Raw genomic sequence first — 19,403 nt, 5'->3', positions numbered from 1 at the left:
TTATTTTTTCATCAGGTCGTTCATCTGCGTTTCCATGTTTTGCACCGCTTGCTCGGCTGTTTGCTGCCCTGCCAGCGCTTTGGACACTTCGATCTGGATCACTTCCGAAATTTTTGGATAGATCGGAGTCGTTGGACGAGATACAGCAGCGCTTACGCCATCGACGAAATCTTTGTTGGCAAACAACGGACTGGCTTTTTGAACTTCCGCTTCATCGTAGGCTGGCAGGTATGTTGGTGCGAGTCCGCCTTCTACTGCGGATATTTTTTGACCTTCTGGACCTGCCATGAATTTGAGGAATTTCCAAGCTTCTTTCGGGTGCTTCGAGAACTTGTTGATTCCGCCCATCCAACCGCCGAGTGCTGCTGCTGAGCCTGCATCCCCTGCTGGAAGTGGTGCGATCGCAACTTGATCGACGATTTTGGACTGGGCCTGATCCTGTGCCAACGCGAATTGGTACGGCCAGTTTCGAATAAAAGTTGCCTGCCCTTCGAGGAATGCCGTATGTGATTCCGGTTCCATGAATGTCGTGATATTGGTTGGGACGAAATCAGATTTGACGACCTCCATCATTTTTTTCAACCCTTTAATCGTAGCTGGATTGTTGACCGCTACTTTGCCTTGTTCATCCAAAATTTTCCCACCATACGATGCACTGAACTCAACAAAGTTACAAACCAGCCCTTCATATTGCTTGGCTTGCATCAAGTAACCGAACTTCGTGCCACCCTTGCCCTTCGTTGCTTTTGCTTGGGCAATCAGGTCATCCCACGTCTTTGGTGCTTCGGCTACGAGATCTTTGCGGTAGAACAAGAGACCCGCGTCGATAAACTTGGGCATGGTCCATTGCTGGCCGCCAAAGTTCCCGGCATCCATGGCCCCTTTGATGTATTTGCCCGTCTCGATCCCGTCCTGCTCGATCAAGCGGTCAAGCGGCAACAGGTAACCCGCCTGTGCGAATTCAGCTGGCCAGATGACATCGAGGTCAAACACGTCGATCTCGGAGGATTGTGCACTGAACATCGTGACGTACTGGTCATGGCTTTGTCCTGTATCCGCAGGCATTTCGCGAATCTCTATCTCGATGTTTGGATTTGCTTTTTGGAATGCCTCCACGAGCTTTACTGTAGAATCGGTTGAGTCTTTGCCCCGTGCGTAGACGAGCTTGATTTTTTCTGCTGGTTGCTGTGCTGGCTCTGTTTTGGGTTCGGATGGTGTTGCAGGCTGTGATGGGGTCGTATCCGTAGAAGCTTGCTGAGGTGTGGAGGAACATGCTACCAATGAGAAAGCCATTAATAAGGTAAGTCCAACGGATGTAAGTCTTTTCGCAACTTTCATCTAAAGTAACCCCCTATGCTCATGTTAAGAAAACCTAAAAACGGACAGCTTCACCTTTTTGTGCGGATGCGTAGATGGCTTCGATCAATCTGTTGATGTACAAGGCTTGTTCCGGTGTGCAGAGAACCTCTGCCTTCCCTTCGATGGCGTCAATGAAATTACGGAATAAGAGTACGCGTTCTTTTTGAAGTTTTGGTTTAATTTCTGTCGAGGCAGTTACGCCGTTCCACTCGTGGTAAAGCTTAAACTGGTTATCCAATAAACGAAGGGATGCCCCACCCTCTTGTCCATATAGTTGAAGGAAAACGTTTTCCTCTTCGATGTGAGAAGCCCAGCTCGCATCGAGTGTAAGCGACAGTCCGTTCTCAAAGGTGATCATCGCCACTGCCATATCTTCCACGTCAAACTTCCCGTTTTCATCGATTCTGCCCCACTCTGATAAGCCCCGCTTGTGAGGTCCGAATTGCGAGTACGTTTGCCCGAGGACAGATACAGGCTTTGGATGATCCAAAAGCCATAAGGTCAAATCGAGCATATGTACGCCGATATCAATCAACGGACCGCCGCCTGCCCATTCTTTTTGCGTAAACCAGCTTCCCCATCCTGGAATCCCATTTCTTCTGACCCAACCGGTCTTGGCGTGATAAATGTTTCCCAGCTTTCCTTCCTTTAGCCATGTTTTTACTTGCAGGGAATCGCTTCGGAATCGGTTGTTTTGTGCTACCATGAGGATTTTGTCTGCTTTCTTCGCGGCTTCGATCATTTCTTCTGCTTCCTGAGCATTCATCGCCATCGGCTTTTCGCACAGCAAATGTTTGCCTGCTGCAAGCGCACTTTTGGTTGCTTCTGCATGCAAGTAATTCGGGACACAAACAATGATCGCGTCTGTATCGGACTCTTGCAGCATCGTCTCGTATTCGGTGAAAACCTGCGGAATGTCATGCCGTTTCGCACGATAGGAAGCCATTTCTGCGGAAATATCTGCAATCGCAACTACCTCTGCTCGCGGATCTTCCTTGATTGCCTCTAAATGTGCCTCTGTAATCCCCCCTGCACCGATGATTCCGATTTTCCATTTGCGTTGGTTCGTCATATTCTCCCTCCTAGACCCACCATAGATTCTGAACCGGCTCTCGCAAGATGACTTGCTGCAAGTTTTGAACCGCGCGCTCAAAGCCTTCGTCAATCGACATGAGGGCATCCTCGTGCTCGATGCTCACGACATAATCGTATCCATTCATGCGCAGTGCACTCATCATATCCGCCCACGTCTGCTGCGAATGCCCATAGCCTACAGTTCGGAAATACCAAGCACGTTCATGTAGATTGGCGTAGGAATTCATATCCGTCAGCCCGAACATGTTCACCTTTTCCTGGTCGATATACGTGTCTTTGGCATGGAAATGATAGATGGCCTTTTCTTTGCCCAAGATTTTGATCGCAGCTACCGGATCGATTCCTTGCCACCACATGTGACTTGGATCGAAGTTTGCCCCGATTCCCTCGCCCACCTGCTCTCGCAGCTTTAGCAGTGTCCCTGGTGTGTGGACGAGAAAGCCGCCATGCAGCTCCAACGCAACCTTGACATGATGGTCGGTCGCATAAGCAGCCCATTCGCGCCAGTAAGGAATCAACTTCTCTGTCCATTGCCAATGGAGCACGTCACGGTACTCATTTGGCCAAGGAGCAACGGGCCAGCTCGGGTACTTCGCTCCTTCATGGTCGCCAGCTGTGCCAGAAAAGCAATTGACCACAGGTACCTCGAGCATTTCAGCTAGTTGTACCGTTTTCACAAACGTATCGTGGGACTGCTGCGCAAAGCTTTTATCAGGCGTCAACGGATTGCCGTGACAACTGAGCGCGCTGATCATCAATCCCCGATCTTCTACTGCTCTTTTGTACGCGCGTCGTTTTTCCGGACTATCCAACAACTCATCCAGATTGCAGTGTGCATTGCCCGGATAGCAGCCTGTGCCGATTTCCACCGCCTCTAAACCTGCTGCCTTCACATGATCCAGCATCTCTTCAAACGACTTCTCGCTAAAAAGAACGGTAAATACGCCAAGCTTCATATCTTTTCACCCCTTTTGAATGCGTAAACTCTTTTCCTTGCTCTATATGGTAAGACTTGTTGCCTCACTCAAGTAAAGCGCTTACAGTTTGGCGAATCACGAGATGGTGTGGCACTGTGCTCATTCTCTCTACAGGTTCATTGCGGATTTGTCTGAGTAATTGTTCTGCTGCGGCTTTTCCGTACATGAACGGGTCATTGTGCACGGTGGTAAGCATGGGGCGGGAAAGTGAGGCGAGCTCCAAATTGTCGAAGCCCATGATGGAGATGTCTTCTGGTACACGAATGCCATGGTCGTACAAATAATTGAGGACACCAACCGCCATCAGGTCTGTTGCGACAAAAACGGCTGTCGGACGAATTTTTTCCTCACAAATGCGGCGCATGGCTTCGTAACCGCTCTTGGCTGTGAATTCCCCTTCCACGACGAATCCTTCATGAATCGGTAAATCATGTGCCCGCATGGCTTTACGGTAACCGCCCATGCGATCCAGGCCACACGGAGGGTCCCACAATGGACCAGATATACACGCGATCTTTCTATGGCCTTGCGAGATGAGATACGCAGTGGCATCATAAGAGGCTTGCACATTGTTGACGTTGATCGTCGGAATCTGATAGCCAGGCAAATCGTGACCGGTAACAACAAGGGGAACTTGAATCTCTTGCAGCGTCTGGATATTGCCCTCCAGAAAATGAATACTCGCGATAATGACACCATCGATTTGTTTTTCTTTGAACAGTCGCAAGTACTTCAGCTCTTTGTCCACCACTTCATCGGATATCGCCAAAAACATGCTGTAGTCGTACTCGCTAATGACGCTGTCGATCCCATAAATGAGATTGGAGTAAAAATTGTTGGAGATATCGGGAATCATCACCCCGATGATGCGGGTTTCCTTGCTGACCAAGCTCCTAGCAATCGCATTCGGCTGAAAGCCTGTCTCTTGGACGATTTTCAAGACTCTTTCCCGCAGCTCTGGCCGGACTGGCTTGGAATTGTTCAGCACACGCGAAACAGTCGCAATGGACACGTTGGCAAGTTGTGCGATGTCTTTAATCGTTACAGTAATGGTTCTTCACTCACTTTCTATATAACAGGTAAACGTTTTCCTAATGTGAAAATAACACCCAGATTACTTTTTGTCAATATTCAGTTAATTGAAAATGCCGTTGACATCTCGAGGGAGTTGCTAAATAATGTACCATATAATTTAGTTACTAAATTAAATATATGCTGGGGGGTTTTGTCATGAATGTTTTCCTTACAGGAATAACAGGTTATGTTGGATCGGTAGTTGCTGAGCATTTTCAATCTCTGAGGTATCAGGTTGCTGGACTCGTTCGATCGGAAGAGAAAACGAAGCTGTTGCTCTCGCAAGGATTTACCCCTATTATTGGCGATCTTGCGGATACCACCCTGTTAACCGAAAGTGTTAAAAAATTCGATGGTGTCATTCATATGGCAATCTCGCATACACCCGAGATGGAAAAACTGGATGTAGCATCGGTTCAGGCAATGCTGAAAGGTTTGGAAGGCACAGGGAAGCCATTTATTTATACGAGCGGAACGCTGATCTATAACGATACGTACGACAATGTCGTGAATGAGGACTCACCTCTTCATCCCTTGCCTTTTCTCCAATGGAAAGCGAACCAAGAGCAGGTTGTGTTAGAGGCGGCTAAGCGCAATATCCGCACGATCGTCATACGTCCTACACTTGTGTATGGTCGTGGAGGTGGACTCGTTCAAGCAACGATTAAAAGGACGAAGCTCTCTCAATCAGCCAACTATATCGATGACGGGCAAACAGCATGGTCTACTATCAATGTTGATGACTTGGCGAGACTTTATGAATGCGCTTATTTACGAGCCCAGCCAGGCTCCTTATTCAATGCAGCTTCCAAGGAAATGATCACGACGAAAGAACTCATGACTTCGATTGCAAAATTAGCTGGGATAGAAAAAGTGGAATCATGGAGTTATGAGGATGCGGCCAAAGCATTAGGACCAGCCGCTTGGGGAGCCAGCATCAATCAGAGGGTATCTGGATTACGTGCGGAACAGCAGCTACAATGGAACCCCTCTGCGATCTCAATCCTCAAAGAGCTGGAGAAAGGTTCTTATCAAAACAATGAAAGACCATAGTCCATCTTCGAACTATGGTCGTGATTCATCACTATCCTGATAGGTATGCAGGAATCTGATTGATTTCGTTAATGTCCTTATGAGTGCCTGCGCATCATCTGTACCTAGATGCTCATGCAACTGCTGAAAACGTTCAAACAGCTCTTTTTCTCTCGCTTCTACAAAATCATACCCTTCTTTGGTCGGCGCTACGAGAATGGAGCGTCGATCCTTGGGGCCTACGGTACGGGTGATAAAACCTTGTTGTTCCAGCGATTGAATAACATGAGTCACTGCTGCTGACGTTATTTTCAACTGTTTGCCGAGCTCAGAAACTCTGATACCGTTCGTGCCTGGTGGACTTACGTAGGTCAGGTGAACAAGCAAATTTAATTCGCTCTGACGAAGGTCTTTCGAGGGACTGAAAACATGTCCGATCCGCTTTAACTGACCGAATACGAGAGCCAGTTCTTTCGTCGTATGATCAATCGTAACATCCGAGCTGTTTTGGTCTGTACTCATCCGTTTAGACTCCCATTCTTTGTTTGTATCAATCGATTATTTACTAAATTAATTGACATTGTCAAGAATGAGAGTCCACTCACGCCTCGAAAAAGCACCGTATGCCAAGGCCTGAACTCCGGCATACGGTGCTTATCCTACTCTATTCTGGGAAGCAGAACTGCATCTTGCTAAACGACCTGCGCAATTCGATCACCTTGGATCGGACAACCTCGGGCTTTTCTCTGCCTGACAGCACACTTACAATCAGCTCGGCAATCGTGTCCATCTCTTGTTCCTCCATACCAAAGCGAGTGATTTCTGTCGTCCCGATACGCAGACCACTTGGGAAGTCCCAATCATCTGGTCCATCGCCTGGAATCAGATTTTTGTTCGTGATGATGTTCGCTTCTGCCAATCGCTTGCCTACCTCGTAACCACCACCAAACTCTTTTACGTCCAAAATGACTTGATGTGTACGGGTATAGCCTTTGTGCGCGCATAGCACACGAATTCCCCGTTCATCGAATGCTTTTCCCAGCGCTTGTGCATTCGTCACAATTTGCGCCATGTATTCCTTGCCAAATGCTAAAAACTCTGCCGCGGCCGCTGCCAGTGCCGCTACCCGGTTGACTTGATGTGTCGCAGCAAGTGCTGGGAAGATGGCATCTGTAATCGGTACCGATAACTCCGGATCATTCCAGACGATGATGCCGCTTTGTGGACCACTAAACGTTTTGCCAGCCGAGCCGGTCATCACGCATGCGCCTTCTCGCAACGGGTCCTGAAATTGACCGCCACCGATCAACCCTAACTGGTGGGCGCCATCAAAATAAATACGACCGCCCCATTCTTTCACGATTTCAGCCATCTCCTTCAGTGGAAATGGAAATAAGGTCATCGACGCGCCTAGGGTAACGAGCTTTGGCCTAACTTGCCGTGCGACTTTGGCGAACTCGTCTACATCAACGGTCAGCTCCACGGGGTCCATTGGCACATCGACAATTTGCAAACCACGAATGCCAGCAGGCCCGTCCACCCGATTGCTGGAATGCCCCCCAAACGGTTGCGCGATCGTCATAATCGTATCCCCTGGTTGCGTTAACGCCGCATAAACCGTCATGTTCCCGATCATGCTCGCTACCAGGCGATGGTCAGCGTAATTGGCTTGGAATACTTTTTTCAACAGCTCGACGCATAACGCTTCGATTTCATCGATATATTTCGTGCCAGCGAACCATCTTTGCGTGCTGCCGATATGTCCTTCCGCAGCACGAGTGCCTACCTCAGAAGCGAGCAGCTGACGTACGATTGGAGTGGTGGGTGCTTCTGGTGCGAGCAAATTCAAGCATTCCTCGCCTCGCCAAATCGCATTGCGGTTTACAGCATTCACGATCTCTTGCTGGATCAGGCGGTGTGACGGACTCTCTTCAATAATGGAGCGCGCCCATTGCAAAACACGCGAATCATGCACTTCCCCCTTCATTTCAACCGTACTCATGCCATTACCCCCTATTCATCATTCGAATGGTCCGTAAGCAATCTGCCAAGGTTGATCCAGTTTTCTTCCATTATAGAAGGGGCAAGCTGACTGTTGTTGTCTCGAATCGCTTCGATGATTCTGCGGTGCTGTTCTACTGATTCCACCCCTTCTAAGGAACCGAATCGAGCAAACTCCAAACGCCGAATTTTCGGTACAACTCGCTCAAGTGCCAGGTAGATTTCACGATTACCCGCAGCCTCGAGGATCACGTCGTGAAAACCGTCATCTGCTTCAATTGCTTTGATCACATCTTGCTGTTCGAGTGCGACCTGTAGCTTTTCGTTCCACTGCTCCAGAACTCGGATGTCCTCCGATTCAAATGGCATTGCCAATCGTGCTGCCAACCCGTGCAAGGCCGCAACAACAGGAAAAGCGTGCTTCGCCTCCTTTTCAAGTAAAGGTGTCACCCGTGTGAGAGAGCCTGGAACGGATTCAATAAGACCTTCGTCCTCCAAGCGTTTGAGCGCTTCTCTCACAGGCGTTCGACTCACGCCAAATAAAGCCGCAAGTTCGTTGTCGTTGACTCGTTGTCCTGGCTTTAGCTCCAGCATGACGATCGCTTTCTTCAAGCCTTGGTATACCTGTTCACGTAATGAGGGGCGTTCGATTTGTTTAATGAGGTTTGTATCCATAAAACCAATATATTGGTTTTATATAAGTCTGTCAATTTTAAATATTTAGATAAAATTCAAAGACAGCCAAAGAGGTCATTCAATCTAAAATCCGTATGCTCTCTCTGTCGCTTCGCAAAGTTGTCTAGTCTTCTTCCGCATGCGTGATTTTGCAAAGCTAATGATGTCCCTTTCCGTAAGTAACGATTCAATAACTGAGACGACCACTAACTCCTGAACTCTCTCATCACTACTGAGTGACATCTCTTCAAGAAAATTGAATATCGAATCAGTCGTTTCATGTCCCTCTAGACCTTTTATTATGTATGGGACCACTACTATACCGAATATGACGTGAGGCAAATCTTCCCCTAACCATTCCATAATCTTTCTCAGAAAAAGAGGCTGCCTCACCAGTAGAACTGACTAATGGGATAGCCTCTTCAGTATTGTACGTCACTCTATGATTCCGCAAGCGAGCTACCATACTCCCGAATAATCTGCTCCTTCATCTCTTCAACAGGAAACCCTTCCGGATAAGACGTCATCATCAGCATTGCGCCTTGTAGCGCCGAAGAAAAATAGAGTGATCTCAATCTAGGCTGTTTTACGCCTAGCTGCTTGAAGATCTGGCACTGGACTTCAAACTGCCTGCGTGACTCCCCATTTAACTGCTCTCTGTAGGAAGCAAGTACCCGATCATCTTCGGGCTGCGTTTGCAAATTCAAGTAAAAACGATAAACATCCGGTCGCTGGTAGACATTATCAAGCGCGCCCTCGACAATAAGGCGCAGCTGCTCGTACGGCGTCGCAAGCTGAGTAGCGGCCTCCATCACTTCTTTCACTTCCTCGATCCGAACATGCACCATCGCAGCGAGAAGCTCTTCTTTGCCTTTGTAATAATTGTAAAGCAGTCCCTTCGATATCTGGGCTTGTTTGGCTACATCGTCGATTGAGGTCGCGTGGTAGCCTTTTTTAATGAACAGCGTCATCGCGGCGGCATGGATTTTGTCTTTTGCGGCTTGGCGAATGCGCTCATTTTCAGCTGGAGTACGGGGCACGGTTCAGTCAATCCTCCAAAAATTCAGTGATAGAGCGAGCGATTTCTTCGGGGTGCGTCAACGTTGGCTTATGGTCGGCACCTGTAATCTCAATAAACCTGTGCTCTGGTAATACTTCTTTAAAATATTCAGCAATACGCTGCGTATCCAGGGCATCTTCCTTCCTGATTATCAAGCATGATTTCCCACATCAGCGTCCGTCGAAAGCGATGACCTGATAATGCTTCGCCAAAATCGGAGCGACGAACGTCCAGTCCCGCATATCAGCTCCTCCGCTGTGCAATAGAATGAGTGGTTTACCTTCTCCTGAAACCTCATAGTACAAATCCATCGGTGATCCCTCCGTGAATTGTAGATTTGGTATTTGATCCCAGTTTATTATTGAATGAACGTTTAGTTAATAAAAGCGTTCCCATACAAAACAAAAAGTCCTAATCATCATGATCAGGACTTACCTCTACACGTCAGACACAGAGCAATCACGCTTCTGACTGAATGCGCTTCGCCTCTGCATATAGTACTTGAATGAACTTTTTCATATTGATCCGAATATCTGAACCCGGCGATGCGGCATTGCTCTTTAGCTCCGCCATCTTCTTCCACACATATGTAAAATCAAAAAACTGTGAAGCGTAATTCTCAAACTTCCAATTGGAGAGGTCCGCAAGCCCAAGAGACGCCAAATGATTGAGTGACTGATAGATCGCTCGGCGTACTCTTTGCTCAGAAGCTTTGACAACCTTGGCGACTTGAGAATCGTCCACAGCTACTCCAAGCCTGTCTTGTGCTACTGCTACAAAGATCTCTTTCAGGGCAGGAAAACCATTTTTAAATGTATGCATTTGTTCGTATCGATGCAAGAAGTCCAAAATATCAAGCAAGTCGTTGCTTCCATTGTCTCCCGCGATACCCAGCTCCGTTAACAGAAACTGTCCAGCCTCTCGAAGTGGTTTGCCCTGTGACGGACGGGGTTGTCCGGATGACTGCTGGTCCACTTGCATGACGGCATTCAGCGATTTGTGAATGTCCCGTATCGAACGTTCGAGGCGAATTTTCTCGATTACTTTTTGGAGAATGGTCACGACTTCGATCTTGTTTACGGGCTTGATAATGTAGTACTCACTTCCAAGGGCGTAAGCTTGGGCGATCAAATCTTTCGTTTCTGCCTGAGAAATCATGACGATCTTTCCTGCGAATGTCGGTTTCACTTGGCGAATCGTCTCAATCCCATCCCGGTTGGGCATGAACAAATCGATTAGCAAAATATCTACGCTGCGTGCCGTTAACGTATGTCCGTCTACCATCGAGCCGTCAGAGGCTTCCCCCACGACTTCGCCCAAATTCTCGTCTTCTATGATTTCCGTCAGCATGAGGCGAACGGCATCATCGTCATCCACTAAATAAAACAGCATCTTCTCACTCTTTCTTCGTTATCGGATCAATTGGTACTCGCATGAGAAATGTTGTCCCCTTCCCGCCTACACCATCCTGTAGGGAGATTTCCCCTTGCCATTGTTCCACCAATTGTTGTACATAAGACAGTCCGATCCCTGTAGAGGGGTTGCCGGTTCGATCGTATTTCGTAGTAAAGCCAGGCTTGAACAGCAAAGCCTTTCGCCGTGGAGGTACCCCCGGTCCGTCATCGTTGATTCTGATTTCCACAAGATCGCCTGTCCGATCAATCTCAATGGAAATAGCTCCTGTATGCTGGATGGCTTCCACTGCATTTGCCACCAGATTATTGATCAGGGAAAGCATCATGAAAACGTGGTAGAGCGGATGTGTCCCCGTAATGGAAGCGGTGATTTGTATGTCCTTCTCCAACAATGTTGCATACTTCATATTGCTTCGTTTGATAATGTCCACAATCTGATGGATGTCCATGTAATCGGTGATACTTTCATCGGATATCAGCTTGTGAAGCCCTGCAAAAATGCGTTGGTTATCCTTTTTAATCTCGTGCACCTCGCCTGCGACAATCAATGCTTGCTTGGCAAAGCTCTCTACATTCGATGATACTACCTGTTCCTTAGCAAGCTCATGCAAGCCCTGGTATAGCTCGAAAGACTTCATACTAATACTCTCGGCATTTTGTAGTGTTTTTTTCAGATGAATCGATTCCTCATACAGGTTTGAAATCAGCATCAGCATATGCTCGTTCTGTTTTCTTGTCTGTTGCTCCCGCGATTGTGCTTCGTACAGCTTCATCATATTGAGAAAGCTAATCACGATAAAGCTGTGGGATAGCGCGATGACGAGCATCTCTTGCACCGCTCCCCAAGTGAGGACAGTATCCAGCAGCACATATTGGGATAGAACCTCCACTAGGTCAGCCAATACCTCGATGACCATTCCCATCAATCCAACCAAAATCGTCCTATTGTGAAAACGGCGCATTCCGGTTAAATAAAACAGAACAGAATAAGCGAAATAAAAGAAAAAGCTAGAATAATGCGCTTGGAGGGAAGCCTCCCATGCTGTATGATACCCGGCGATGAGGTCAATCACAATCCGAAACCCTACGACCGTAATCCCCGTCAAAAAGCCAGCGAGAACAGATGGAATTCTTTGAAATAGTAATAAAAAGAAGAAGAAGGTAGGTGCTCCAAAGCTTATTCGAAATGTCTCATTGACCGGATAAAACTTCAACTCTCCTGCCAAAGGGACCGTAATAAGCATGAGCACCAATATATACCAATCTCGTTTTACTTGTGTCTGAACACGCACGCTTTTCACTTCCCATGTTGTTACTTGGTGCCCTTTCTATTTTTATCGAGAAACGTATGGAGGACAAGTCTCAAAAAAAAAAATGTGAAACTCACATGAAACAATCTGTGAGTTTTTGTTTTATTTTGTAGGGTGCTTGTAAAGTGTTCAATATATGTATTTCGCGAAGCATGGAAGCGCTTTCTCTACTCTTCGCGTAAGAGCAATGTATTCGATTTTTGGGGGGAAAGGCGTTGATTCAACAGGTTTTACTCGTGGATGAATTACAACAATGGGTGGAACAATATCGTTCCAAGGCATCTGAAGGAAAATGTGCCAGTTATATCCCTGCTTTGTACAGAACGGATCCGAATCAGTTAGGCATTTGTATCATCGAGCCTACAGGAAAAATGCTCACCGCGGGTGACTGGGAAGTTCCTTTCACGATGCAAAGTATTTCCAAAGTAATCAGTTTTATTGCTGTTTGCTGCTACCATGGTATCCCTTACGTGTTGGATCGGGTAGATGTAGAGCCGACTGGAGATGCATTCAACTCCATCATCCGTTTGGAAATGAACAAGCCAGGTAAGCCTTTTAATCCGATGATCAATGCGGGAGCGATTACGACCTCTTCACTTCTCCCTGGTCAAACACCGGATCATAAACTGCGTTACTTGTATGCATTTTTCAGTAAAATTACTGGTGTTACGCCAACGGTGAACGAGGAAGTGTTTCTTTCCGAATGGGAAAACTCTCACAGAAACCGGGCACTCGCCCACTATTTAAAGGATACCGGCTATTTGGCGTGCGAAGTGGACGATGCTTTGGAGGTATATCTCACCCAATGCTCGATTGAAGTAACCACCGAGCAAATTGCCTTGATCGGTCTCCTTTTGGCACTGGATGGCTATCATCCGATGCGCAACGAACAAGTTCTCCCGAAAGATGTCGTCCGTCTAGCCAAAGCACTGATGCTCACCTGTGGCATGTACGATGCATCGGGCAAATTCGCCGCGAATGTTGGCTTGCCAGCAAAAAGTGGCGTCTCAGGCGGTATCATGACACTGGTTCCTCCTAACCGCAAACCACATTCACCGTTTCAAGATGGTTGTGGAATCGGTATTTTTGGACCTTCCATTGACGGTTGTGGAAACAGTGTAGCGGGCGTTTCTTTGTTAAAACATATGGCTCAGGAATGGGATGTAACGATTTTTTAGAGAATACTAAGGAAAAATTCACAAGAAAATTCGAGGTGACACGATGCAACAATTCCTACTCGATGTAACAGCTTCCATAAACGATTTTTTGTGGTCCTATATTATCATTGTCATGCTAATCGCGTTAGGCTTGTTCTTTACCTTCCGGGGCAATTTTTTGCAAGTACGTATGTTGCCGGACATGCTCCGTTCCATTAAAGAAGGAAGAGCGAAAGACGATGGCGGCATCTCTCCTTTCCAAGCTTTCGCTATTAGTATGGCCGCGCGTGTCGGTACAGGGAACATTACGGGAATTGCTATTGCGATCGCATTAGGTGGTCCTGGCGCCGTATTCTGGATGTGGGTCATTGCGATTATCGGTTCGGCATCCAGTTTTGTTGAGAGTACGCTCGCTCAGATTTATAAAATCAAAGATAAGAACGGTTTCCGTGGCGGTCCGGCTTATTACATGGAAAAAGGGCTGAACAAACGTTGGATGGGCGCTCTGTTTGCTGTCCTCATCACCCTTTCCTTTGGTCTCGTATTTAACGCCGTGCAATCCAACACCATCACGATTGCCTTTGAAAATTCGTTCGGTACCGACCGATTGACAATCGGAATTATCATGACAATCGCATTTGCCTTGATTATTTTTGGTGGTGTGAAACGCATCGCAAAAATGTCTGAGTACATCGTGATTGTCTTAGCAGTGTTGTACATAAGTATGGCCCTGTTTATTGTAATGATGAACATCAACGAGATGCCTGCACTGATCGCGTTGATTGTGAAAAACGCCTTTGGATTCGAGCAATTCGCTGGTGGAACTCTGGGTGCAGCTCTAATGCACGGCATCAAGCGTGGTTTGTTCTCTAACGAAGCTGGTATGGGTAGTGCACCGAATGCTGCGGCAACGGCAACAACGAGCCATCCAGTAAAGCAAGGTCTGATTCAAGCATTCGGTGTTCTATTCGATACCCTCGTGATTTGTACAAGCACAGCTTTCATCATTTTGCTGTCCGGCGCGTACACGCAACAAGGATTGAGTGGCATTGAGCTGTCCCAAGCAGCACTGAGCATTCATATCGGTTCTTGGGCTTCTGGCTTCCTTGCCATTATGGTTTTCCTGTTCGCCTTCAGTACATTGATCGGGAACTACTATTACGGCGAGACCAACATCGAGTTTTTAAAGACAAGCAAAGCATGGCTCATGCTGTATCGTTTAAGTGTACTTGCCATGGTGTTGTTCGGATCAGTGGCAAAGGTACAGCTCGTATGGGATTTGGCCGATTTGTTCATGGGCTTCATGGTCATTGTCAACCTGATTGCGATCGCCATGTTATCGAAAATCGCCTATGCTGCGCTGCATGATTACATGAAACAGAAAAAGGCAGGAAAAGATCCTGTGTTCTACAAGGACAGTATTGAAGGCCTCGATAATATCGAAGCATGGGATGCTGCCCCATCGTCCAACAAATAGCTCTGCAAATCAAAACGAGAAGCTTGCTCAGTCAGCAGCTTCTCGTTTTTCATTTACAATCGCGGATCGATCTCTTTTTCCTTCGCCACTTCAAAGAGCATCGTTGCGACTACTTTTTGATATTCCGTATTTTCTGGAGAAATGTCGTCGAATTTGAACCCAAGCATCCTTTCACCCAGCCTATGTTCTTTCATCGAAGTCTTTAGCTTTTTCGTAATATTTTTCTGATTGAAAAGCTTGGGGTAGCCGCTGGACTTTTCGATCTCGGTCTTGTACTTACGATAACGCTCTCTCGTTGTCAGGAAATTGCGTGCGAACAGGCTTCTTATGTAAAAAGGTGCATCGATGACATTGATGCTCTTGATGTATTTATCCAGGATGTTATCGGATATATCGATGTACTCTTTTCCAAACATACTCAAGAAAAGGCAGAGCACGCTAACGACGTGGAGAAGCTGATGCAGACTCGTTCTCGTTTTGATGGTCAAAGCGTAGCTTTTATCGGCGTGATGGTTGAGTTCAAAGGTGAAGTCCTTTAAGTGCTTCTCAAAAAATGTCAGATACAGCGGTCGCTCGATGTGAATCATGTTGATGAAAAAAACATGCTCATACCCTTCTGAATCCTGCTCGGCGTGTTGCTTCATCGGAGCGGAAAAAAATTCACTGATCGCATTTAACGGAAACAAGGGTGTATTGTACCGGGAGACATTCAAATATTCAAAATGCTCCTGTTCGGATTGCTTGTAGGAAACCTCATTTTCTGCATCTTTAAAGTAAACGTTATAGGTATCCGCATTGGAAAATCACCCGTATGCGATGCCTTTTCGAATGGAACGTAAAACTCAGTCCGGAATTCGGATTTTTCTTAATCATGTACGAAAAGCTCGGATCCTCTGATCGTAGCTGAACAATGGCCATACGTTTTTTCACCTCTGAAGAAAGAAGAATGAATACTTACTAACAATCTTCGCTTTTCCAATCCAATCTGAACAGGGTAAAAGTATTACGACTTTCCAATTAATAGAAAGATTTGCTTCGAAATGGCTGTTCTTGGTATAGTGAAATCCGCGATAACAAACCAGCGGGAGGTGCGTCAGATGCCTTATTATAAGCCGATTGAGATCGCTCGCGAGCTACATATTAGCACGAGTGCTTTGCGCCATTATGAATCATGGGGTGTCGTTCCTGCTCCTGATCGTGCAGACAATGGTTATCGACTTTATACAGAAATCCATCTTGCCTATTTTCGTTGTCTGCGCGCCATGTTTCCTGGCTTTGGAGTTGCCGTCACCTGTGAAGTCCTTCGATCGATTCAAAAGTCGGATATGGATGCTGCCTTTTGGCTCGTGAATAAAGAGCAAGCAAATGTTCAAGAGGAAAAGATCGCGGCGGATCAGACACTTGAGCTATTGGAGCATCTCGATCTCCCCCTTCCGCCCAGCAAAAAGTGGCGAAACCGCATGACGATTGGTGAGGTCGCTGCTTACACAGGAGTCACCACGTCTGCGATTCGCCATTGGGAAAAAGAAGGCTTGCTTGTCCTGCCAAGAGACCCGGAGAATGGCTATCGGCAATTCACTCCCATAGATATACGAAAGATATTGCTCATCCGCGCCTTGCGAAATACGGTGTATTTTTTGAATAGCATGAAAGAAATTGTACAAGCAGTCGAAAACCAAAGTGTTGAGCAGGCCAAAAAAGTGACAGCCGACGCGATCAAAAGCATTCACGATCGGAATCGGCAACAGCTATACGGAGTCAGGCGGTTGGTTGAATTATGTGAGGTATTGAGGCTCGTGTGATTATCTCCCTGTAAAACGTGGTGGAGTCTTGTCTAAAAAAGCTTTGGTTCCTTCCCGGAAGTCTTCGGTGGATGCCACAAGTCCGAAGTAGTCTGCGCCTAGAAGTGCGGACTCCTCTACTGTCAGGTTACTCCCTCGATGAATCGCGTCCCACGTTAGTTTCACTGCCAGCGGAGACTGAGACAAAATTTCTTGGAGAACCGCCTCTGTTTCTGCCAGTAGCCGCTCATGCGAAACGACCCGATTTACCAGTCCCATACGGTATGCTTCATCCGCATCTATTGCTGATCCTGTAAGAAGCAACTCTGCGGCACGGCCTTTTCCTATAAGCCTAGGGAGTCTGGTTGTTCCACCAAAGCCCGCCACTGCTCCAATTCGTACTTCTGGATGCCCCATTTTGGCATGTTGAACTGCAATACGCAATGTGCATGATTCAGCGATCTCAAGGCCCCCGCCTAACGCATAACCGTTAATCGCAGCAACAACTACTTTTCCCAACGATTCGATTTGACTGGTCACCGAAACGGCCAACTGAGCAAAATCCCTTACTTCCAACGGTGTCGCCTGATGCAGATACGAGATGTCGGCGCCGGCCGAAAATGCTTTTTCTCCCGCCCCTGTAAGGATGACCGCTTTCACACTAGTATCGGTTTTGATCCTGTCCAAGATGGTCGAAAGCTCATTAAGAACATCTCGGTTCAATGCATTCAATGCCTCTGGTCTGTTTAGCGTAAGGGTCACGATTCCTTTCTCATTCTTGTACAAAACAACCTTTTCAACGCTCATCTTTCCATCCTCCCATCTTTTTAGAAGCTACTGAATAAAAAAGCACTTTTCGACCAGGCAAACTTCTGGGCGATACCTGCATACTTTGCTGTACAAATGAGAATTCCTTCTTCTTCCTTATACAAAACAAAAAAAGGATGACCCCGGAGCTTCTACCACCGAAGCACCTTTACGGTCATCCCTTTTCTTATTTCTTTTCTACGGCATGTCCGCCAAATTCATTGCGCAAGGCTGCGACCACTTTTCCGTGGAACGTATCCTCGTCGAACGAACGGTAACGCATCAACAAGGACATTGCAATCACTGGTGTGGCTGCTTGTAGATCCAATGCGGTTTCCAGCGTCCATTTTCCTTCCCCGGAAGAATGCATAACTCCACGGATTTCATCGAGATTGGCGTCTTTTCTAAAAGCTCGCTCAGTCAAATCCATCAGCCAGCCTCGAATGACGGAACCATTTGCCCAGACGCGTGCGACCTCGGCAAAATCGTAGTTATACTGACTTTTCGCAAGTACCTCAAAGCCTTCCCCGATCGCCTGCATCATGCCGTACTCGATCCCATTATGAATCATTTTCAAAAAGTGGCCGCTGCCCGCTTCCCCAGCATACAAGTATCCATTTTCGACGTTAATGTCGCGAATCATCGGCTCGATATGAGTGAATGCTTCCCGATCTCCACCAATCATCATACATGCACCGTGGCGTGCTCCCTCCATACCTCCGCTCGTTCCTGCATCCATGAAGTGAATGCCCTTCTCCTGTAAGCGAGCATAGCGATCTAATGATTGCTTGTAATGAGAGTTGCCACCGTCAATGACGATATCTCCTGCAGCAAGCAAGGTAGCTAGTTGATCAACCAATTGATCTACAATCTCTCCTGCCGGTACCATCAGCCATACTACGCGAGGTGTCGGTAGCTTCGCCACAGCATCCTCCACCGACAATGCGGGAATCGCACCTTCCTGACTCAACTCTTCTGCACGAGTGGAATCTACATCATAGGCTACGACTTCATGCTGATGCGAGAGCAAATTAAGCGTGAGGTTGTACCCCATTTTTCCTAATCCGATAATCGCAAGTTTCATAGCGTGTACGTCACTCCTTTTTGGATCATTTCCGTTATCACGTATTATAAGACAAAAATTTTCATCTTTCATCAAAAATGAAGAAAATTTTTTCGAACCTATGAAAAGGAGTCTGATTTTCCTTATACTATCAGTACAGATTCACAATGGAACGTTAGGAGGTACCTATTGATGAACGCTTCCACCCCGCATGCACCTCGTGTGCTCACGCAATTACGCGCCATCTATTCGCAATTAAGCGGGAAAGAACAACAGATCGCCGACTATATTTTGGAGCATGCCAGTGAAATTATTCACTTCTCTATCACGGAGCTAGCCGACCAATGCCAGTGTGCAGATGCTACCGTATTTCGTCTGTGTCGCAGGCTTGGATTTCGCGGCTACCAAGCATTCAAGATCGCCTTGGCAAGCGAAGTCACGAATCCGAAACAAACCATTCACCAAGAAATCAATCTCGACGACGATGACGTCAGTGCGATTGCTGAAAAAATTTTCACAGCGAATATCGAAACGATTCGGGATACGCAGCAGATTATCAATAAAGATGAGTTAATGAAAATCGTCTCCTGTTTGGAAAACGCAAGCCGGATCGAGTTTTATGGTTCGGGAGGCTCAGCCGTCATCGCACAGGATGCGTATCACAAATTTATGCGGACAGGCATCCCCTGTCTCTATCATTCTGATGCTCACTATCAAGTGATGTCCGCCTCTCTGCTTGCCGAGGGTGCTGTCGTCGTAGGAATCTCCCACTCTGGGTCCAATAAAGATATTCTGGAAGCGCTGCGGGTTGCCAAGGAAGCCGGAGCCAAAACAATCGGCATCACGAGCTATGGGAAGTCTCCTCTCGTGCGTCTCGCAGACATGTGCTTATACACGACTTCACGCGAAACGGTATTTCGCACAGAAGCCCTGTCGTCCAGGCTTGCACAGCTTAGCTTAATTGATCTGCTCTATGTAGCCGTATCCTTACGGCGGCAGGATGATACGATCGCCAATATCCAGCACATTCGCGAAGCCATCTCACTCAAACGCCTGTAAAACAGGCGTTTTTTCTTTTGCTTGCCTACCTATTGCAACTTGCAGGAGAAAAATGCAAATC

Annotated in this window: 19 protein-coding genes and 2 pseudogenes; 5 read left to right on the top strand and 16 right to left on the bottom strand. The window is 47.0% G+C overall.

The annotated features are described in order from the left end of the window. The 4 genes from ACFYU8_RS02985 to ACFYU8_RS02970 all read right to left on the bottom strand — a co-directional run bounded on the left by ACFYU8_RS02985 (position 1) and on the right by ACFYU8_RS02970 (position 4,461). Positions 1 to 1,338 carry an ABC transporter substrate-binding protein gene (locus ACFYU8_RS02985; RefSeq protein WP_390295962.1) on the bottom strand — a complete coding sequence of 446 codons (1,338 nt, stop codon included), beginning with the start codon at positions 1,336 to 1,338 and terminating at the stop codon, positions 1 to 3. 34 nt (positions 1,339 to 1,372) lie between these two features. Next, on the bottom strand, positions 1,373 to 2,431 hold the full coding sequence (locus ACFYU8_RS02980) for a Gfo/Idh/MocA family protein (protein ID WP_390295964.1): 1,059 nt from the start codon (positions 2,429 to 2,431) through the stop codon (positions 1,373 to 1,375). 10 nt (positions 2,432 to 2,441) lie between these two features. Then, entirely contained in the window at positions 2,442 to 3,410 is a 969-nt protein-coding gene (locus ACFYU8_RS02975) for a sugar phosphate isomerase/epimerase family protein (RefSeq protein ID WP_390295966.1), read from the bottom strand. A 64-nt stretch (positions 3,411 to 3,474) separates the two neighbouring features. Further along, complete coding sequence (locus ACFYU8_RS02970; protein WP_391365688.1) at positions 3,475 to 4,461, bottom strand: substrate-binding domain-containing protein; 987 nt, start codon at positions 4,459 to 4,461, stop codon at positions 3,475 to 3,477. Positions 4,462 to 4,661: 200 nt separating this feature from the next. On the opposite strand from ACFYU8_RS02970, the gene ACFYU8_RS02965 reads away from it, so the two are divergent. Further along, on the top strand, positions 4,662 to 5,558 hold the full coding sequence (locus tag ACFYU8_RS02965) for an NAD-dependent epimerase/dehydratase family protein (protein WP_390295968.1): 897 nt from the start codon (positions 4,662 to 4,664) through the stop codon (positions 5,556 to 5,558). A 12-nt stretch (positions 5,559 to 5,570) separates the two neighbouring features. Here the strand turns inward: ACFYU8_RS02965 and ACFYU8_RS02960 are convergent, their stop codons facing one another. The 9 genes and pseudogenes from ACFYU8_RS02960 to ACFYU8_RS02925 form a co-directional block, all read right to left on the bottom strand. Beyond that, positions 5,571 to 6,059 (bottom strand): MarR family winged helix-turn-helix transcriptional regulator, encoded by a 489-nt coding sequence (locus tag ACFYU8_RS02960; protein WP_390295970.1) that lies wholly within the window; start codon positions 6,057 to 6,059, stop codon positions 5,571 to 5,573. A 142-nt stretch (positions 6,060 to 6,201) separates the two neighbouring features. After that, the gene (locus ACFYU8_RS02955) at positions 6,202 to 7,539 is read right to left on the bottom strand and encodes a serine hydroxymethyltransferase (protein WP_390295972.1); all 1,338 of its coding nucleotides are present in this window, start codon (positions 7,537 to 7,539) and stop codon (positions 6,202 to 6,204) included. An 11-nt stretch (positions 7,540 to 7,550) separates the two neighbouring features. Next, entirely contained in the window at positions 7,551 to 8,213 is a 663-nt protein-coding gene (locus ACFYU8_RS02950; RefSeq protein WP_390295975.1) for a GntR family transcriptional regulator, read from the bottom strand. 84 nt (positions 8,214 to 8,297) lie between these two features. Next, on the bottom strand, positions 8,298 to 8,576 hold the full coding sequence (locus ACFYU8_RS31460) for a DUF7674 family protein (protein WP_483862280.1): 279 nt from the start codon (positions 8,574 to 8,576) through the stop codon (positions 8,298 to 8,300). A 77-nt stretch (positions 8,577 to 8,653) separates the two neighbouring features. Continuing rightward, a complete protein-coding gene (locus ACFYU8_RS02945) occupies positions 8,654 to 9,253 on the bottom strand; it encodes a TetR/AcrR family transcriptional regulator (RefSeq protein WP_390295977.1) in 600 nt (199 codons plus the stop codon). Positions 9,254 to 9,260: 7 nt separating this feature from the next. Then, positions 9,261 to 9,428, bottom strand: coding sequence for an alpha/beta fold hydrolase (locus ACFYU8_RS02940; RefSeq protein WP_390295979.1), 168 nt, complete (start codon positions 9,426 to 9,428; stop codon positions 9,261 to 9,263). 18 nt (positions 9,429 to 9,446) lie between these two features. Continuing rightward, a pseudogene (locus ACFYU8_RS02935) lies at positions 9,447 to 9,584 on the bottom strand (alpha/beta fold hydrolase); the annotation flags it as partial. Between the two features lie 148 nt (positions 9,585 to 9,732). Beyond that, entirely contained in the window at positions 9,733 to 10,665 is a 933-nt protein-coding gene (locus tag ACFYU8_RS02930) for a response regulator (protein WP_390295981.1), read from the bottom strand. Positions 10,666 to 10,669: 4 nt separating this feature from the next. After that, complete coding sequence (locus tag ACFYU8_RS02925; protein ID WP_390297337.1) at positions 10,670 to 11,932, bottom strand: ATP-binding protein; 1,263 nt, start codon at positions 11,930 to 11,932, stop codon at positions 10,670 to 10,672. A gap of 266 nt (positions 11,933 to 12,198) precedes the next feature. On the opposite strand from ACFYU8_RS02925, the gene ACFYU8_RS02920 reads away from it, so the two are divergent. Both ACFYU8_RS02920 and ACFYU8_RS02915 read left to right on the top strand, forming a co-directional pair. Continuing rightward, the gene (locus ACFYU8_RS02920) at positions 12,199 to 13,176 is read left to right on the top strand and encodes a glutaminase (RefSeq protein WP_390295983.1); all 978 of its coding nucleotides are present in this window, start codon (positions 12,199 to 12,201) and stop codon (positions 13,174 to 13,176) included. A 43-nt stretch (positions 13,177 to 13,219) separates the two neighbouring features. Beyond that, positions 13,220 to 14,632: an alanine/glycine:cation symporter family protein gene (locus ACFYU8_RS02915; RefSeq protein WP_390295985.1), complete on the top strand. Its 1,413-nt coding sequence runs from the start codon at positions 13,220 to 13,222 to the stop codon at positions 14,630 to 14,632. Positions 14,633 to 14,871: 239 nt separating this feature from the next. Here the strand turns inward: ACFYU8_RS02915 and ACFYU8_RS02910 are convergent. Next, a pseudogene (locus ACFYU8_RS02910) lies at positions 14,872 to 15,550 on the bottom strand (SAM-dependent methyltransferase); the annotation flags it as partial. 179 nt (positions 15,551 to 15,729) lie between these two features. Here ACFYU8_RS02910 and ACFYU8_RS02905 point away from each other — a divergent pair. Continuing rightward, positions 15,730 to 16,434, top strand: a complete 705-nt coding sequence (locus ACFYU8_RS02905) for a TioE family transcriptional regulator (protein WP_390295987.1) — start codon at positions 15,730 to 15,732, stop codon at positions 16,432 to 16,434. Here the strand turns inward: ACFYU8_RS02905 and ACFYU8_RS02900 are convergent, their stop codons facing one another. Further along, a complete protein-coding gene (locus ACFYU8_RS02900; RefSeq protein WP_390295989.1) occupies positions 16,435 to 17,220 on the bottom strand; it encodes an enoyl-CoA hydratase/isomerase family protein in 786 nt (261 codons plus the stop codon). It lies immediately after the preceding gene. 187 nt (positions 17,221 to 17,407) lie between these two features. After that, on the bottom strand, positions 17,408 to 18,304 hold the full coding sequence (gene gnd, locus ACFYU8_RS02895) for a phosphogluconate dehydrogenase (NAD(+)-dependent, decarboxylating) (RefSeq protein WP_390295992.1): 897 nt from the start codon (positions 18,302 to 18,304) through the stop codon (positions 17,408 to 17,410). Positions 18,305 to 18,475: 171 nt separating this feature from the next. Here gnd and ACFYU8_RS02890 point away from each other — a divergent pair, with 171 nt between their 5' ends. Beyond that, positions 18,476 to 19,342 (top strand): MurR/RpiR family transcriptional regulator, encoded by an 867-nt coding sequence (locus ACFYU8_RS02890; RefSeq protein ID WP_390295994.1) that lies wholly within the window; start codon positions 18,476 to 18,478, stop codon positions 19,340 to 19,342. The last annotated feature ends 61 nt before the right edge of the window (positions 19,343 to 19,403 follow it).

The sequence above is a fragment of the Brevibacillus sp. NPDC003359 genome (assembly GCF_042878995.1).
Taxonomy (GTDB): Bacteria; Bacillota; Bacilli; order Brevibacillales; family Brevibacillaceae; genus Brevibacillus.
The sequence above is the reverse complement of the archived record's forward strand: the minus strand, read 5'-3'. Positions and strand labels throughout refer to the sequence as shown.

Coding starts and splice junctions, on each gene's coding strand:
- ACFYU8_RS02985 (WP_390295962.1), bottom strand. CDS start 1,338: ATGAAAGTTGCGAAAAGACTTACATCCGTTGGACTTACCTTATTAATG.
- ACFYU8_RS02980 (WP_390295964.1), bottom strand. CDS start 2,431: ATGACGAACCAACGCAAATGGAAAATCGGAATCATCGGTGCAGGGGGG.
- ACFYU8_RS02975 (WP_390295966.1), bottom strand. CDS start 3,410: ATGAAGCTTGGCGTATTTACCGTTCTTTTTAGCGAGAAGTCGTTTGAA.
- ACFYU8_RS02965 (WP_390295968.1), top strand. CDS start 4,662: ATGAATGTTTTCCTTACAGGAATAACAGGTTATGTTGGATCGGTAGTT.
- ACFYU8_RS02960 (WP_390295970.1), bottom strand. CDS start 6,059: ATGAGTACAGACCAAAACAGCTCGGATGTTACGATTGATCATACGACG.
- ACFYU8_RS02955 (WP_390295972.1), bottom strand. CDS start 7,539: ATGAGTACGGTTGAAATGAAGGGGGAAGTGCATGATTCGCGTGTTTTG.
- ACFYU8_RS02950 (WP_390295975.1), bottom strand. CDS start 8,213: ATGGATACAAACCTCATTAAACAAATCGAACGCCCCTCATTACGTGAA.
- ACFYU8_RS31460 (WP_483862280.1), bottom strand. CDS start 8,576: ATGGAATGGTTAGGGGAAGATTTGCCTCACGTCATATTCGGTATAGTA.
- ACFYU8_RS02930 (WP_390295981.1), bottom strand. CDS start 10,665: ATGCTGTTTTATTTAGTGGATGACGATGATGCCGTTCGCCTCATGCTG.
- ACFYU8_RS02925 (WP_390297337.1), bottom strand. CDS start 11,932: ATGCTTATTACGGTCCCTTTGGCAGGAGAGTTGAAGTTTTATCCGGTC.
- ACFYU8_RS02915 (WP_390295985.1), top strand. CDS start 13,220: ATGCAACAATTCCTACTCGATGTAACAGCTTCCATAAACGATTTTTTG.
- ACFYU8_RS02905 (WP_390295987.1), top strand. CDS start 15,730: ATGCCTTATTATAAGCCGATTGAGATCGCTCGCGAGCTACATATTAGC.
- ACFYU8_RS02900 (WP_390295989.1), bottom strand. CDS start 17,220: ATGAGCGTTGAAAAGGTTGTTTTGTACAAGAATGAGAAAGGAATCGTG.
- gnd (WP_390295992.1), bottom strand. CDS start 18,304: ATGAAACTTGCGATTATCGGATTAGGAAAAATGGGGTACAACCTCACG.
- ACFYU8_RS02890 (WP_390295994.1), top strand. CDS start 18,476: ATGAACGCTTCCACCCCGCATGCACCTCGTGTGCTCACGCAATTACGC.